The 14,706-nt window shown below is 69.1% G+C and carries 15 protein-coding genes and 1 riboswitch; of the genes, 1 reads left to right on the plus strand and 14 read right to left on the minus strand.

Annotated features, from left to right (window positions below):
• Positions 1-24 precede the first annotated feature (24 nt).
• The 11 genes from atpD to glyA form a co-directional block, all read right to left on the minus strand.
• Complete coding sequence (gene atpD, locus KDK95_RS01470; protein ID WP_212516111.1) at positions 25-1,452, minus strand: F0F1 ATP synthase subunit beta; 1,428 nt, start codon at positions 1,450-1,452, stop codon at positions 25-27.
• Between the two features lie 5 nt (positions 1,453-1,457).
• On the minus strand, positions 1,458-2,366 hold the full coding sequence (locus KDK95_RS01475) for a F0F1 ATP synthase subunit gamma (protein ID WP_212516112.1): 909 nt from the start codon (positions 2,364-2,366) through the stop codon (positions 1,458-1,460).
• A 48-nt stretch (positions 2,367-2,414) separates the two neighbouring features.
• Positions 2,415-4,052, minus strand: coding sequence for a F0F1 ATP synthase subunit alpha (gene atpA, locus KDK95_RS01480; protein WP_212516113.1), 1,638 nt, complete (start codon positions 4,050-4,052; stop codon positions 2,415-2,417).
• Between the two features lie 103 nt (positions 4,053-4,155).
• Positions 4,156-4,968: a F0F1 ATP synthase subunit delta gene (locus KDK95_RS01485; protein ID WP_212516114.1), complete on the minus strand. Its 813-nt coding sequence runs from the start codon at positions 4,966-4,968 to the stop codon at positions 4,156-4,158.
• A 3-nt stretch (positions 4,969-4,971) separates the two neighbouring features.
• Positions 4,972-5,532, minus strand: a complete 561-nt coding sequence (locus KDK95_RS01490) for a F0F1 ATP synthase subunit B (protein ID WP_212516115.1) — start codon at positions 5,530-5,532, stop codon at positions 4,972-4,974.
• A 49-nt stretch (positions 5,533-5,581) separates the two neighbouring features.
• Positions 5,582-5,830, minus strand: a complete 249-nt coding sequence (gene atpE / locus KDK95_RS01495) for an ATP synthase F0 subunit C (RefSeq protein ID WP_212516116.1) — start codon at positions 5,828-5,830, stop codon at positions 5,582-5,584.
• An 81-nt stretch (positions 5,831-5,911) separates the two neighbouring features.
• Positions 5,912-6,739, minus strand: a complete 828-nt coding sequence (gene atpB / locus KDK95_RS01500) for a F0F1 ATP synthase subunit A (RefSeq protein WP_212516117.1) — start codon at positions 6,737-6,739, stop codon at positions 5,912-5,914.
• Positions 6,740-6,870: 131 nt separating this feature from the next.
• Complete coding sequence (locus KDK95_RS01505; RefSeq protein WP_212516118.1) at positions 6,871-7,230, minus strand: AtpZ/AtpI family protein; 360 nt, start codon at positions 7,228-7,230, stop codon at positions 6,871-6,873.
• Between the two features lie 90 nt (positions 7,231-7,320).
• Entirely contained in the window at positions 7,321-7,740 is a 420-nt protein-coding gene (locus tag KDK95_RS01510) for a Cg1360 family ATP-synthase-associated protein (RefSeq protein ID WP_212516119.1), read from the minus strand.
• Positions 7,741-7,930: 190 nt separating this feature from the next.
• The gene (locus KDK95_RS01515) at positions 7,931-9,187 is read right to left on the minus strand and encodes an MraY family glycosyltransferase (protein WP_212516120.1); all 1,257 of its coding nucleotides are present in this window, start codon (positions 9,185-9,187) and stop codon (positions 7,931-7,933) included.
• 158 nt (positions 9,188-9,345) lie between these two features.
• On the minus strand, positions 9,346-10,650 hold the full coding sequence (gene glyA / locus KDK95_RS01520; RefSeq protein WP_212516121.1) for a serine hydroxymethyltransferase: 1,305 nt from the start codon (positions 10,648-10,650) through the stop codon (positions 9,346-9,348).
• Positions 10,651-11,025: 375 nt separating this feature from the next.
• Positions 11,026-11,233: riboswitch (cyclic di-AMP (ydaO/yuaA leader) on the plus strand.
• Positions 11,234-11,240: 7 nt separating this feature from the next.
• Between glyA and KDK95_RS36630 the strand changes: the two genes are divergently transcribed.
• Positions 11,241-11,957 (plus strand): LysM peptidoglycan-binding domain-containing protein, encoded by a 717-nt coding sequence (locus KDK95_RS36630; protein ID WP_282971177.1) that lies wholly within the window; start codon positions 11,241-11,243, stop codon positions 11,955-11,957.
• Between the two features lie 87 nt (positions 11,958-12,044).
• On the opposite strand, the gene KDK95_RS01535 is transcribed toward KDK95_RS36630, so the two are convergent.
• From KDK95_RS01535 to prfA, 3 genes are read right to left on the minus strand one after another with little or no spacing between them, the layout of a single operon-like run.
• On the minus strand, positions 12,045-12,686 hold the full coding sequence (locus tag KDK95_RS01535; RefSeq protein WP_212516122.1) for an L-threonylcarbamoyladenylate synthase: 642 nt from the start codon (positions 12,684-12,686) through the stop codon (positions 12,045-12,047).
• A gap of 39 nt (positions 12,687-12,725) precedes the next feature.
• The gene (gene prmC, locus KDK95_RS01540) at positions 12,726-13,577 is read right to left on the minus strand and encodes a peptide chain release factor N(5)-glutamine methyltransferase (protein WP_372463244.1); all 852 of its coding nucleotides are present in this window, start codon (positions 13,575-13,577) and stop codon (positions 12,726-12,728) included.
• A gap of 49 nt (positions 13,578-13,626) precedes the next feature.
• The gene (gene prfA, locus KDK95_RS01545) at positions 13,627-14,700 is read right to left on the minus strand and encodes a peptide chain release factor 1 (RefSeq protein ID WP_212516124.1); all 1,074 of its coding nucleotides are present in this window, start codon (positions 14,698-14,700) and stop codon (positions 13,627-13,629) included.
• Positions 14,701-14,706 lie beyond the last annotated feature (6 nt).

The following is a 14,706-nucleotide window of genomic DNA, read 5'->3' on the forward strand; positions in this document are numbered from 1 at the left end:
CCCGGACGGACGCGGAACCGAGGACTACTTGGTCAGTTCCTTGTACTTGCGCTCGAGGTCCTCGAGGCCGCCGCACATGAAGAACGCCTGCTCCGGCACGTGGTCGTACTTGCCGTCGGCGATCGCGGTGAAGGCCGCGATGGTCTCGTCCAGCGGCACGAACGAACCGTCGAGGCCGGTGAAGACCTTCGCCACGAAGGTGTTCTGCGACAGGAAGCGCTCGATGCGGCGGGCGCGCTGCACCGTGAGCTTGTCCTCTTCGGAGAGCTCGTCGATACCCAGGATCGCGATGATGTCCTGCAGGTCCTTGTACTTCTGCAGGATCGCCTTGACCCGGGTCGCGCACTCGTAGTGGTCCTTCGCGATGTAGCGCGGGTCCAGGATGCGCGAGGTCGAGTCCAGGGGGTCCACCGCGGGGTAGATGCCCTTCTGGGTGATCGGCCGGGAGAGCACCGTGGTCGCGTCGAGGTGCGCGAAGGTGGTGTGCGGCGCCGGGTCGGTGATGTCGTCCGCGGGGACGTAGATCGCCTGGACCGAGGTGATCGAGTGACCACGGGTCGAGGTGATCCGCTCCTGCAGCTCGCCCATCTCGTCCGCCAGGGTCGGCTGGTAGCCCACCGCGGAGGGCATGCGGCCCAGCAGCGTGGAGACCTCGGAGCCGGCCTGGGTGAAGCGGAAGATGTTGTCGATGAACAGCAGCACGTCCTGGTTCTGCACATCGCGGAAGTACTCCGCCATGGTCAGCGCGGACAACGCGACCCGCAGACGGGTGCCCGGGGGCTCGTCCATCTGGCCGTAGACCAGCGCGGTCTTCTCGATGACGCCGGTCTCGGTCATCTCCGCGATCAGGTCGTTGCCCTCACGGGTGCGCTCGCCGACGCCGGCGAACACCGAGACACCGCCGAAGTTCTCGGCGACGCGGTAGATGAGCTCCTGGATCAGCACGGTCTTGCCGACGCCGGCGCCGCCGAACAGGCCGATCTTCCCGCCGGAGACGTACGGCGTCAGCAGGTCGATGACCTTGATGCCCGTGGTGAACATCTCGGTCTTCGAGTCGAGCTTGTCGAAGCTCGGCGCCTTGCGGTGGATCGGCCAGCGCTCGGTCACCTCGAAGCGCTCGCCCTCCTTGAGGTTGAGCACGTTGCCGGTCACGTCGAAGACGTGGCCCTTGGTGATGTCGCCGACGGGCACCGAGATCGGCGCGCCGCTGTCGGTCACCTCGGAGCCGCGCACGAGGCCGTCGGTCGGCTTCATCGCGATCGCGCGGATCATGTTGTCGCCGATGTGCTGGGCGACCTCGAGGGTGAGGGTACGGGCCTCGCCCATGAAGTCGTAGTCGATCGTCAGAGCGTTGAAGATCTCCGGCATCGCGTCGACGGGGAACTCCACGTCGACAACGGGACCGATGATCCGCGAAACGCGGCCGACGCCGGTCGTGGTCGTGGTCGTCATGGGTTCTATTCACTCCCTGCGTTCGCGTCGGCGAGGGCGTTCGCGCCACCGACGATCTCGCTGATTTCCTGGGTGATCTCGGCCTGGCGGGCCGAGTTCGCCAAACGGGTGAGCTGCTTGATCAGGTCGGAGGCGTTGTCCGTCGCCGACTTCATCGCGCGCCTGCGCGCCGCGTGCTCCGAGGCCGCCGACTGCAACAGGGCGTTGTACAGCCGCGCCTTGATGTAGGTCGGCAGCAGCGCGTCGAGCACCGCGGCCGGGGACGGCTCGAACTCGTAGAGCGGGAAGACGCCGCCCGCCGGGGGCTCGGTCGACTCCTCGATCTCCAGCGGCAGGAACCGCGCCGCCTGCGCGTTCTGCGTCAGCATCGAGACGAACTCGGTGGACACGACGTGCAGTTCGTCGACGCCGCCGTCCTCGCCGCCCTTCTCGAAGTCGGCGATGACGGCGTCCGCGATCTCCGCGGCGTCACCGTACTGCGGGTTGTCCGAGAAGCCGGACCACGTCCCTGCGAGTTCGATACCCCGGAAGTTGTAGTACGACGCGCCCTTGCGGCCGACGACGTACCGGACGACTTCCTTGCCCTCGTCCCGCAGCAGGGCGGCGAGCTGCTCGCCCTGCTTGATCGCGGCGCTGTTGTAGGCGCCGGCGAAGCCGCGGTCCGCGGTGATCAGCACGATCGCCGCGCGCAGCAGCCGGGGCCGCTCACCGACCAGCGGGTGCTTGGCGTTGGAGTGCGAGGCGACCGCCGACACGGCCCGGGTGATCTCCCGGGCGTACGGGGTCGAGGCGGCGACGCGCTGCTGCGCCTTGACGATGCGCGCGGTCGCGATCAGCTCCTGCGCACGGGTGATCTTCTTCGTGGCGGAGACGGACGCGATGCGCCGCCGGTAGACACGGAGTTGGGCTCCCACTGCCTCAGCCCTCCTTTCGCATACTCAGGATCTCTCGAGACATGAAGGTCAGCCCTTCGCGTGCCGGGTGATCGTCTCCTGGCCGACCTGGTCCCGGTTCAGCGGGGCCACCGCGACGTCGCCGCGCAGCAGCTGGCCGTCGGCCTTCTCGAAGCTGTTCTTGAACTCGTCGATCGCGCCCTTGAGCAGCTCGACCGTGTCGTCGCCGACCTTCTGGCTGGTGGCGATCGAGGTCAGGATCTCCGACTTGGAGCTCTTGAGCCAGGCCAGGAACTCGGCCTCGAAGCGGCGCACGTCCTCGACCGGGACCTCGTCGAGCTCGCCGGAGGTGCCGGCCCAGATCGAGACGACCTGGTCCTCGACCGGGTACGGCGAGTACTGGCCCTGCTTGAGCAGCTCGACCATGCGCTGACCGCGGGCCAGCTGCGCCTTCGAGGCGTCGTCCAGGTCCGAGGCGAACGCGGCGAAGGCCTCGAGGTCGCGGAACTGGGCCAGGTCGACGCGGAGCGAGCCGGAGACCGTCTTCATCGCCTTGATCTGCGCCGAACCGCCGACCCGGGAGACGGAGGTACCGACGTTGACCGCGGGGCGCACGCCGGAGAGGAACAGGTCCGTCTCCAGGAAGCACTGGCCGTCGGTGATCGAGATGACGTTGGTCGGGATGAACGCGGAGATGTCGTTCGCCTTCGTCTCCACGATCGGCAGGCCGGTCATCGAGCCCGCGCCCATGTCGTCCGAGAGCTTCGCGCAGCGCTCGAGCAGACGGGAGTGCAGGTAGAAGACGTCGCCCGGGTAGGCCTCGCGGCCCGGCGGGCGGCGCAGCAGCAGGGACATGGCGCGGTAGGCCTCGGCCTGCTTGGACAGGTCGTCGAAGATGATCAGCACGTGCTTGCCGGCGTACATCCAGTGCTGGCCGATGGCCGAGCCGGTGTACGGGGCGAGGTACTTGAAGCCGGCCGGGTCGGAGGCCGGGGCGGCGACGATGGTGGTGTACTCCAGCGCGCCGTTGTCCTCGAGCGCCTGGCGGACCGCGGCGATCGTCGAGCCCTTCTGGCCGACGGCGACGTAGATGCAGCGGACCTGCTTCTTCGGGTCGCCCGACTCCCAGTTGGCCTTCTGGTTCAGGATGGTGTCGATGCAGACCGCGGTCTTGCCGGTCTGCCGGTCGCCGATGATCAGCTGGCGCTGGCCGCGGCCGATCGGGGTCATCGAGTCGATGGCCTTGATGCCGGTCTGCAGCGGCTCGTGCACCGACTGCCGCTGCATGACGCCGGGCGCCTGCAGCTCGAGGATGCGGCGGCCCTCGGCCTCGATCGGGCCGAGGCCGTCGATCGGGGCGCCGAGCGGGTCGACCACGCGGCCGAGGAAGTTGTCGCCGATCGGGGTCGAGAGGATCTCGCCGGTGCGGCGGACCGTCTGGCCCTCCTCGATCTTGCTGTAGTCGCCCATGACCACGACGCCGATCTCGCGCACGTCGAGGTTGAGCGCGATGCCGAGGGTGCCGTCCTCGAACTTCAGCAGCTCGTTGGTCATCGCCGAGGGAAGGCCCTCGACCTTCGCGATGCCGTCACCGATCTCGATGACCGTGCCGACCTCGTCTACGTTGGCGGCCGAAGGCTCGTACGAGGCGACGAAGCGCTCCAGCGCGTCCCGGATCTCCTCCGGACGGATCGTAAGCTCCGCCATCAGTGTTCCTGTCTCCTAAGTCTTCTCGGACGCCTGCGGTACTTCGCCGTCGCCCGCGAACTTGTCGTGGGGTACTGCTCGATGTCTAAAACGTGAAACCGCGTCAGGCCGCGAAGCCGCGGGCCGCCTCGGCCAGCTTGGTCGCGAGCGAGCCGTCGATGATGTCGTCGCCGATGCGGATGGTCATGCCGCCGATCAGCGCCGGGTCGAGCTCGACGTTCAGCCGGATCTGCTTGCCGTAGCCGCGCGCGAGGATGGCCGTGAGCCGCTCGCGCTGCGCCTCGGTCAGCGGGACGACCGCCGTCACCAGCGCGGTGATCCGCTCCCGGTGCGAAGCGGCGATCGCGCTGAGGCGCTCGACGCCGTCCAGCACCGAGCCGGTGCGCGGGTTGGCCACGACGCGCTGGATCAGCCGCACCGCGGACGGGTTGGCCTTGCCGGCGAGCAGCGAGTCGACCAGCCCGGAACGCTGGCGCAGCGGGATCCGCTGGCTCAGGCCCTGGGCGAGCTCGGGCTCGGCGGCCAGGATCCGGCCGAAGCGGAACAGGTCGTCCTCGACCGCGTCGAGGGCTCCCGCCCGCTCGGCGAGGGCCAGCTCGGCCTCCACCGAAAGCTCGTCCAGCGCGTCGGCCAGGTCGCGGGGCTGCGACCAGCGGCTGCGGACCACGCCCGCGACCAGCTCGACCGCGTTCTCGCCGACCTTGCCGCGCAGCAGCCCGGCCGCGAGCTGCGAGCGCTGCTCGCCGGACCGCGCCGGGTCGGTGAGCAGCCGGCGCAGCGACACCTCGCCGTCCAGCAGCGCCGCGATCGCGGCCAGGTCGTCCGAGAGCGCGGTGACGTCGGTCGTCGGGACCGCAGTCAGGGCAGCCAGCGACTCGCGCGCCGCTTTGAGGGACTCGCGGGATGCGCCACGCATCTCTCAGCCCACCTTCTGCGAAGCGCCCAGCTTGGCGTCGAGCTCGTCCAGGAAGCGGTCGACGATCCGCTCCTGCAGCGCGGCGTCCTGCGCGCGCTCTCCGACGATCTTGTCGGCGAGTTCGGTCGCCAGCTTGCCGAGATCGGCCTTGAGCACGTTGACCGCGCTGTTCCGGTCGGCCTCGAGCTGGGTGTGGGCGGAGGCGATGATGGCCTCCTTCTGCGCGTTGGCCTCGGTGCGCGCCGCCTCCACGAGCGCCGCGCCGTCGGCCTGCGCCTTGGCCCGGATGTCCGCGGTGGAGTGCCGCAGCTCGGCGAGCTGCGCCTGGGCGTCGGCCTTGACCTGCGCGGCCTCGGCCTGCGCGGCCTCCGCCTGCTGCAGGCCGCCTTCGATCGCCTCGGTGCGCTCGTCCAGCGTCTTGCGGATGTTCGGCAGCAGCTTCGTGTACAGGAAGTAGAACACGATGGCGAACGCGATGACGCCGATGATGAGCTCGGGCCATTCGGGCAGGATCGGGTTGCCGAGGTTCACCGAGCTGTCGGCCAGGATCGTGACGTGTGCCACGGTGGTGCCTCCTTACTTCGACTCGTCGTCGACTCGTCGGTTGCGAGGACTACTTGCCGAACACGAACGGCATGACGATGCCGAGCAGCGCCAGCGCCTCGGTCAGCGCGAAGCCGATGTACATGTTGGTGCGGATCATGCCGGCGGCCTCGGGCTGGCGGGCCATGGCCTCGACGCCGTGACCGAAGATCAGGCCGATGCCGACGCCCGGGCCGATGGCGGCGAGGCCGTAGGCGACCGCACCCAGCGAGCCGGAGACGCCGGCGGCCTCGACGACCTGGTTGGCAATAGCAGACATTTTTCGTGGATTCCTTCTGGTCGAACCGGCAGACGGACCTACCGGTTGGGCTAGGGGTTCGGGTGGTTCGGTCGGCCGCTCTTAGTGGGCGGCCTGGACGCCCTCGCCCACGTACTGGGCGGTGAGCATCGTGAAGATGTAGGCCTGCAGCGCCTGGATCAGCATCTCGAACGCGGTCAGCACGACCACCATGACGGCGGAGCCGGCGGCGAAGATGAGGCTGAAGGTGGCGCTGGCGAGGTACCAGGTGGCGATGGTGAAGGTGGCGAGCAGCAGGTGGCCGGCGAACATGTTCGCGAACAGCCGGACCATCAGGGTGAAGGGCTGGATCACCAGCACCCGCAGCCACTCCACCGGCACCAGGATGATCAGCACCGGCCACGGCACGCCCGTGGGCACCACGTTCTTCAGGAAGCCGAAGAAGCCCTGGTTCTTGATGGCCTGGTACCAGTAGGTGATGTAGACCATCAGCATCAGCGAGGCCGGGAACGCGATGAACGCGGTCACCGGGACCTGCGCGACCGGGATGATCTCCATCAGGTTCATCACCCAGATGAAGAAGAACAGGCCCAGCAGGAACGGCACGAACCTGTCGCCGGTCTTGCCGATCATCGGCCGGGCGATCTGGTCGCGGATGAACAGGTAGCCCATCTCGCCCAGGTTCTGGATGCCGCGCGGCACCAGCTTCGGCTTGCTGAACGCGGCCCAGAAGAACCAGACCACCAGGCCGGCGCTGATCAGGGCGAGCAGTTCCGGCTTGTAGAAGCCGATGCTCCCGATGTGGAAGATGGCCTTGAGGTTGAAGTCCGTCACGGACGGGGCCTCGAAGCCGCAGTTCGTTCCCGCGTGAGAGTTGGTCGCGGAACAATCGCTGCTTGCGAGCAGCACGGTGCTCGCGATCGTACTCACCGGTTCACTCCTTCGGCCTTGCGCATGGGGGTCACCATCCGTGGTGGCTGACGCTTGGGTTCTGCTGGGTATTCTTCATCCGCCGCGGGGGCGGGTACGCATGGGGGTCTCGGGCACGGCGAGGCCTGGGCTCAGCGCTGCTTGCCGCCGCCGGCCCGGTTGGCCACCCAGATCGTGTACGCCAGCGATACGACCATGCCGAAGAGCACGCCGAACAGCAGCAGGATCGGGTGGCCGAGCCAACGGCCTAGCAGGTAGCCGACGCCTCCGTAGACCAGCAGCGAGGCGGCCATGTGCCCGACGACGGTCCACATCATGGATTCCATCGCCCGGGCCTCGCGGCGCTCGCGCTCGTCCTTCGACTCGTCCGTCTCGTGCGGGTCCACAGGACTCAGCCCGATGCGGGTCTCGTCGTCACGGTCGGCCGACCCTTCGGGGGTTCGGGTCGTCGGGCTCATCACCCGCACCGATTCGTGCTCCGGCGTGCTCACGGCACAGCTGCGCGCCACGGCGGCGGCGCAGCTGGTGTCCCGGACGGGCGCGGTGGCTCGTGCGGGCTACGGCATGGCGGGAGCGGGCACTCATGGCCGCGGCTCCACGTAGAGGACCTTGCTCTTGACCATCGTGCGCACCTGGGTGGCGCTCCAGGTCAGGATCAGGGCGACGGCGGAGAAGCCGAACACCTGCCCGTTGAACAGGGTGGTCCCCTGGAAGGCGTTGAGGATGGCGGCCAGCGCGATGATCTTGACCATGTAGCTGCCCAGCGCGGCGATCATCATCGCCTGCGGGCTCACCTTGGCGGCGCGGCCGACGACGTACACCGAGATCATGAAGAAGACGGTCACCACGGCGAGCGCGAGCACGGCTCCGAGCGCTCCCTTGCCGCCGGCGACCAGGGCCCCCACGCCGACGCAGACAAGGCCGACGGCTGCCGTGGGCACGGCGGACTGCCGTAGCGCGCGGACGTCTTCGGCCTGCATGTCGGTCTCCGGGGCGGTCATCGTGTGGCTGCCGGGGATTCGGCTTGACTCACTTGTGGATCTTCGAACTCTCAAGGTCCGCAACCGGGGCGCACGGGTCGTACGACTGCTCCGATCGGGTTTCCTCTTCTGCTCGTGAAACCTATCACAAGTGCCGCTACCCGTCTCGCACGGGGGCACGTGGTATGGATCACTCCACCGTACGACCTGGTCAGGAGCGGGGCTGCCGAGTGTTTTCGAGTCCTGATCCGGTGTGCGCCAACTGGCGTTCCGCCGCCGTTTCCCCGGCCGCGGCGTGCCGGCCGCGCGCCTTCTCCGGGCGCACCCGGCCGGCCCGGTCGTCGAGGTGCCTGCGCACCCGCGGCAGCAGCAGGCCGATCAGGCCGAGGGCGGCGAAGCCCATCGCGCCGAGCACGATCGGCCGGGACTGCGAGGAGACCGAGAACATCACGACCGTGAACGAGATCAGCGCCGACCAGAAGTACATGATCAGCACCGCGCGGCGCTTGGAGTGGCCGATCTGCAGCAGCCGGTGGTGCATGTGCTCGGCGTCCGCGGAGAACGGCGAGCGCCCGGCCCTGGTCCGCCGGACCACGGCCATCACCGTGTCGGCGACCGGCAGGGCCACCGCGCAGAACGGCAGCACCAGCGGCAGGAAGGCGGGGACCGCCTTATAGGTGGCGGTGCTCTGGGATCCGGCGACGAACTTGAGCTGGTCCGGGTCGATCAGGCCGAAGGCGAAGATCGTGATGACCGCCAGCAGCATCCCGATCATCATCGAGCCGGAGTCGCCCATGAAGATGCGCGCCGGAGACCAGTTGTGGCACAGGAAGCCCACGCACATCCCGATCAGGATCACCGAGACCGTGGCGGCCGGGACGATCGAGCTGATGTCGTAGCCGTGCTGCAGCCGGTAGGCGTAGACGAAGTAGCAGCTGGCCGCGATCGCCACCATGCCGGCGGCGAGGCCGTCGAGGCCGTCGACGAAGTTCACCGCGTTGATCATGCCGACGATCAGGAACACCGAGAGGGTGACCGCGAGGTTGGGCTCGAGGCTGATGATGCCCACGCCCGGGATGGAGATCCAGGTCAGCTGAACGCCCATCAGCACCATGATCGAGGCCGCGAGCGTCTGCCCGGCGAGCTTGATCAGCGCGTCCACGCCCCAGCGGTCGTCCACGATGCCGATCACGATCAGCATCGTGCAGCCGATCAGCAGCGCCGGGACCGCCTGGGAGGACTGGAAGAAGCGGATCTGCATCATCGGCAGCTTCGAGGCCGCGAGCATGGCGGCCAGGAAGCCGAGGTACATGCCCACCCCGCCGAGCCGGGGCGTCGGGGTGGTGTGCACGTCCCGGTCCCGCGGCGGGGTCCACGCGCCGAACCGGAATGCGGCGTCGCGCACCGGCCCGGTCGCGAGGTAGGTCACGACCCACGCGATCATCAGGACGGCCAGGTACTCGCGCATCGCGGCTTGATCGCCACCTTCCGACGGCCCTCGACTGTCTACTGGAGTGGAGCTTCAGGGTAGCCGTATCGGCGCACCCTCGCAGACAGACGCTCACCCGCCCGGCCCGGTTTCCGGCGTTGGGCCAGGCGGGTCAGCCGGCGTTGCGCGAGTGCTCGTCAGCCGTACAGAGGGAAGCGTGAGACCAGCTCGGCGACCTCGTCGGCGATCGCGGGCTCGGGGTTGCGCACCGCCCGGGCGACGAGGTTCCCGACGACCTTCATCTCCGGCTCGCGCATGCCCTGCGTCGTGACGGCGGCGGTGCCGACCCGGATGCCCGAGGAGAGCATCGGCTTGGCGGTGTCGTACGGGATGGCGTTGCGGTTGAGGATGATGCCCGCCCGCTCGCAGCGCTGCTCGGCCTCGCGGCCGCTGACGCCGCGTCCGGCGGCAATGTGGATGCCGCGGATGTCGAGCAGGGCCAGGTGGGTGTCGGTGCCCCCGCTGACCGGGCGCATGCCCTCCTCGGCGAGCGCCGCCGTCAGCGCCCGGCAGTTGGCCACGACCTGCTGGCTGTACGCGGCGAACTCGGGCGTGGCCGCCTCGCCGAAGGCCACCGCCTTGGCCGCGACCGCGTGCATCAGCGGGCCGCCCTGGGCGAACGGGAACACCGCGCGGTCGATCGCGTCGGCCAGCGCGGCCCTGCACAGGATCGCGCCGCCGCGCGGGCCGCGCAGCGTCTTGTGCGTCGCGATGGTCACCACGTCGGCGTACGGCACCGGGGAGGGCACCGCTCCGCCGGCCACGAGGCCGGCGATGTGCGCCGCGTCCACCAGGAGGTAGGCGCCCACCTCGTCGGCGATCTGCCGGAAGGCGGCGAAGTCGATCAGCCGCGGGTACGCGGTGGCCCCGCAGATGATCAGCCGCGGCCGGTGCGCCCGAGCGAGCTCGCGCATGCGGTCGTAGTCGATCAGCTCGTTGTCCTCGCGCACCGGGTAGCCGATGGCCTGGAACCAGGTGCCGGAGAAGTTGCCGGGCGAGCCGTGCGTCAGGTGGCCGCCGTGCGGCAGCGCCATCGCCAGCACGCGATCGCCGGGGTGCAGCAGCGCCGCGTAGACCGCGAGGTTGGCCGAGGCGCCGGAGTGCGGCTGGACGTTGGCGTGCTCGGCGCCGAACAGCTCCTTGGCGCGGTCCACGGCGAGCCGCTCGGCCCGGTCCACCTCGGCGCAGCCCCCGTAGTAGCGGCGGCCTGGGTAGCCCTCGGCGTACTTGTTGGACAGGACGGAGCCGAGCGCGGCGAGCACCGCCGGGGAGGTCGGGTTCTCGCTGGCGATCAGCTGCAGGCTTGCGCGCTGGCGTTCCAGCTCGTCCAGGACGATTCCGGCCACCTGAGGATCCGTGCGGACCAGGGCGGCGAAATCCGGGCCGTAGAAGGGGGCTGCGGCATGCGGCGTCGGGTGGGCCGGAGCGGCGACGGCGGCCATCGTGACCACGCTCCTCGAGAGAGGGAAATCCGGGGATCCGTGCGGTTACCAGTCCACAGTAGGTGCGGATCCGGGTTCTGGCACCAGGACTCGTCCGGGGGTCTCGTGCGGCCTCGTGCGGTCCCGTTCACGCGGGGCTCACGCTCGCCGGCGCCGACCCCGTGAGCGCGCGACCACGCTCCGGACACAGGGAAAGAGTCACACTACTTTTCGGCCATTACGGTTACACTCTCGGTGATAAATGATGATGAAATGTATACCGAGCGTCATATCCTTATCACTGGCAGTTGATGTGATCCTGCCCACGTACGCTTTAATTTGAAATCGAGCTGAAGGTCTGTTTACCGTCGAAGACGCCTGGCAATCCGGGCACCGTGATCGCGAACGCCTAATCCAGCCCTTCGATCACGGCAACCAAACCCAGTGGGGCTGGAGCGGAGGAACCAACTTCCGCCCGGTGACGGGATTATCCCCCGTCCCGCGGCTAGGGGTGAATCCTTCTGGGGACCGTGGTCTTCCGGGGTAGGGCTACTTTCCGGCCCGAATCCGACAGCTCACTTCGCAGGCGTGGGAGAGGAAAAGACTTCAGCATGCCCAAGCACGCCCTGACCTCCAAGTTCACCCGCCGCGCCATCGCCACCGCCGCCATCGCCGGTGCCGCCATCGCCGTTCCGGTCGCCATGGCCGGGACCGCCTCCGCCTCGTCGGTGAACTGGAGCGCCATCGCGAACTGCGAGTCGAGCGGCAACTGGTCGATCGACACCGGCAACGGCTTCTACGGCGGTCTGCAGATCACCAAGTCCACCTGGGACGCCTACGGCGGCGACCAGTACGCCGCGTACCCGAACCAGGCCTCCGAGGCCGACCAGATCGCCGTCGCCGAGAACATTCTCGCCGGCCAGGGCATCGGCGCCTGGCCCGTCTGCGGCGCCAACGCCGGCAGCTCGACCAGCTACAGCGGCACCAACACCTCCGGCTCGGGCTCGTCCTCCTCGGACACCTCCTCGAGCAGCTCCTCGTCCTCGTCCTCCGACACCAGCTCGAGCTCGTCCTCCTCGGACAACAGCTCCAGCTCCTCGTCGAGCTCGAACAACAGCTCGTCCTCCACGAGCTCGGACAACTCCTCGTCCTCCACGAGCACCAGCTCGTCGAGCGGCAGCTACACCGTCCAGTCCGGCGACACGCTCTCGAGCATCGCCGCCAAGGAGGGCGTCTCCGACTGGCACACGCTGTACACCAACAACGAGTCGACCATCGGCTCGAACCCGAACCTGATCTACCCGGGCCAGGTTCTCAACCTCGGCTGAGGTTAGCCGTTTCAAAAAGAATTCCCGGACGCGCTCTTGAGTGCGTCCGGGAATTCTGCATTCCCGGAAAAGACGGGAATACGAAGGTCAGCGGGTCAGATTCGTCGCGACCTTGGCGATCTCCTCGAAAGTCAGACCGCCCTCGCGCAGCAGTTTCGGCGTCTCTCCGGTGAGGTCCACAATGGAGGACGGCGTGTTGTCCACGGTCTGTCCGCCGTCCAGGTAGACGTCGACGGCGGTGCCGAACTGGTCCTGCGCCTCGGAGGCGGTGACCGCCGCCGCGCGGCCGGCCTTGTTCGCCGAGGAGACGCCGAGCGGGCCGGTCTGGGTCAGCAGCTCGATCGCCACCGGGTGCAGCGGCATCCGCAGCGCGACGGTGCCGCGCGCGTCGCCGAGGTCCCACTGCAGCGAAGGCTGGTGCCTGGCCACGATGGTCAGCGCGCCCGGCCAGAAGGCGTCGACCAGGTCCCAGCCGTTCTCCGGGAACTTCGAGACCAGCCCGTGCAGCGTGCTCGGCGAGCCGACCAGCACCGGGACCGGCATGTCCCGGCCGCGGCCCTTGGCCGCGAGCAGTGCGGCGATCCCGCTGCTGGAGAAGGCGTCGGCGCCGATGCCGTAGACGGTGTCGGTCGGCAGCACGATCAGATCGCCCCGGCGGACGGTCGCGGCGGCCTCGCGCAGGCCGATCGCCCGCTGGTCCGGCTCGGCGCAGTCGTAGCGACGGCTCACGGTACTCTCAGCCTCCTGATGAATCGACCTGACCCGCGGTCAGGGGCGTTGCCCGTCCTTCCGGGCGGTGAAGAATCGCGGTCGGCCGGTGAGGTCGCGATGGTCGCCGGCCTCCACCCAGCCATACTCTTCCAGGAAGATCCGCTGCACGGAACCGCCCTGCTGGTCCGAGTGCTCCACGGCCAGCCAGCGGCCCGGCCGCAGCAGCCGGTGCGCGGTGCGCTCGAGCGCGCGGATCATGTCCAGGCCGTCCTCGCCGGAGAAGAGCGCGAGCTCGGGATCGTACTCGCGGGCCTCGGGCGCGACGTGCTCCCACTCGGTCAGCGGGATGTACGGCGGGTTGGAGATGACCAGGTCCACCTGGCCGTCGAGCTCGGGCAGCGCGGTGCGCGCGTCCGCCTGGTGCAGGATCACCCGGCTGCCCTCGACGTTGCGCCTGGTCCACACCAGGGCCTCGTCGGACAGCTCCACGGCGTGCACCTGCGCGCGCGGCACCTCCTGCGCTATGGCCAGCGCGATCGCGCCGGAACCTGAGCACAGGTCCACGATCAGCGGCTCGGCGATGTCCAGCTCGCGCAGCCGGTCGATCGCCCAGCCGACCATGACCTCGGTCTCCGGCCGGGGCACGAACACCCCGGGGCCGACCTCGAGCTCCAGGTAGCGGAAGTAGGCGCGGCCGGTGATGTGCTGCAGCGGCTCGCGGTTCTCCCGCCGGGCCACCGCCTCCCAGTAGCGCGCGTCGAAGTCGCCGTCGCGCACGGTGTGCAGCCGGCCGCGGGTCACCCCGTGCGTCCAGGCGGCGAGCTCCTCGGCGTCCGCGCGCGGCGAGTCCACCCCGGCCTCGGCCAGCCGCGCGGCGGCGAGCGCCACCTCCGACAGCAGCAGGTTCAGGCTCGGCGTCGTCGCGCGGGTCGTCTCGGAGGGGGTGGTCATCGCCCGCTCAGTCCCCGTTCCCGGCGAGCTTGGCCGCGAGGTCGGCGTCCACGCAGGACTGGATCACCGCGTCCAGGTCGCCGTCCAGCACCTGGTCGAGGTTGTACGACTTGTAGCCGGTGCGGTGGTCGGAGAGCCGGTTCTCCGGGAAGTTGTAGGTGCGGATGCGCTCCGAGCGGTCCACCGTGCGGATCTGGCTCTTGCGCTGGTCCGAGGCCTCCTTCTCGGCCTCCTCCTGGGCGAAGGCGAGCAGCCGGGCGCGCAGGATCCGCATCGCGGACTCCTTGTTCTGCAGCTGCGACTTCTCGTTCTGGCAGGAGACCACGACGCCGGTCGGCAGGTGGGTGATGCGCACCGCGGAGTCGGTGGTGTTGACCGACTGGCCGCCGGGGCCGGAGGAGCGGAACACGTCGATGCGCAGGTCGTTCGCGTTGATCTCGACGTCGACCTCCTCGGCCTCGGGCAGCACCAGCACGCCCGCCGCGGAGGTGTGGATCCGGCCCTGCGACTCGGTCACCGGCACGCGCTGCACCCGGTGCACGCCGCCCTCGTACTTGAGCCTGGCCCAGATCCCCTCGCCCGGCTGCGGCGTGCCGCGCCACTTGACGGCGAGTGAGACGTCCTTGTAGCCGCCGAGATCCGAGTCGGTGGACTCGATCAGCTCGGTCTTCCAGCCCTGGCGCTCGGCGTAGCGCAGGTACATCCGCAGCAGGTCGCCGGCGAACAGCATCGACTCCTGGCCGCCCTCGCCCGCCTTGATCTCGAGGATGACGTCCTTCTCGTCGCTCGGGTCGCGCGGGATCAGCAGCTCCTGCAGCCGGTGCTCGAGCTCGCCGCGGCGCTCCTGCAGTTCGGTGACCTCGTCGGCGAAGGACGGGTCCTCCGCCGCGAGCTCGCGGGCGGCCTCGACGTCCTCGCCGTTGGCCTGGTACGCCCGGTACGTCTCGGCGATCGGCCCGAGCTCCGCGTAGCGCTTGCCCAGCTTGCGGGCCAGGGCCTGGTCGGCGTGCACGTTCGGATCGGCCAGCCTCGCCTCGAGCTCCGCGTACTCGACGAGAAGCTCCTCGATCGCTTCGAACACCCGGGT

Source organism: Actinospica acidithermotolerans (genome assembly GCF_018139625.1).
Lineage (GTDB): Bacteria > Actinomycetota > Actinomycetes > Streptomycetales > Catenulisporaceae > Actinospica > Actinospica acidithermotolerans.

Bases quoted from the DNA above. Each gene is read 5' to 3' on its own strand.
- glyA (WP_212516121.1), bottom strand. From the start codon at position 10,650: ATGGCCGCCGTCGCCGCTCCGGCCCACCCGACGCCGCATGCCGCAGCC.
- KDK95_RS36630 (WP_282971177.1), top strand. From the start codon at position 11,241: ATGCCCAAGCACGCCCTGACCTCCAAGTTCACCCGCCGCGCCATCGCC.
- atpE (WP_212516116.1), bottom strand. From the start codon at position 5,830: ATGTCTGCTATTGCCAACCAGGTCGTCGAGGCCGCCGGCGTCTCCGGC.
- KDK95_RS01515 (WP_212516120.1), bottom strand. From the start codon at position 9,187: ATGCGCGAGTACCTGGCCGTCCTGATGATCGCGTGGGTCGTGACCTAC.
- atpA (WP_212516113.1), bottom strand. From the start codon at position 4,052: ATGGCGGAGCTTACGATCCGTCCGGAGGAGATCCGGGACGCGCTGGAG.
- KDK95_RS01485 (WP_212516114.1), bottom strand. From the start codon at position 4,968: ATGCGTGGCGCATCCCGCGAGTCCCTCAAAGCGGCGCGCGAGTCGCTG.
- atpD (WP_212516111.1), bottom strand. From the start codon at position 1,452: ATGACGACCACGACCACGACCGGCGTCGGCCGCGTTTCGCGGATCATC.
- KDK95_RS01510 (WP_212516119.1), bottom strand. From the start codon at position 7,740: ATGACCGCCCCGGAGACCGACATGCAGGCCGAAGACGTCCGCGCGCTA.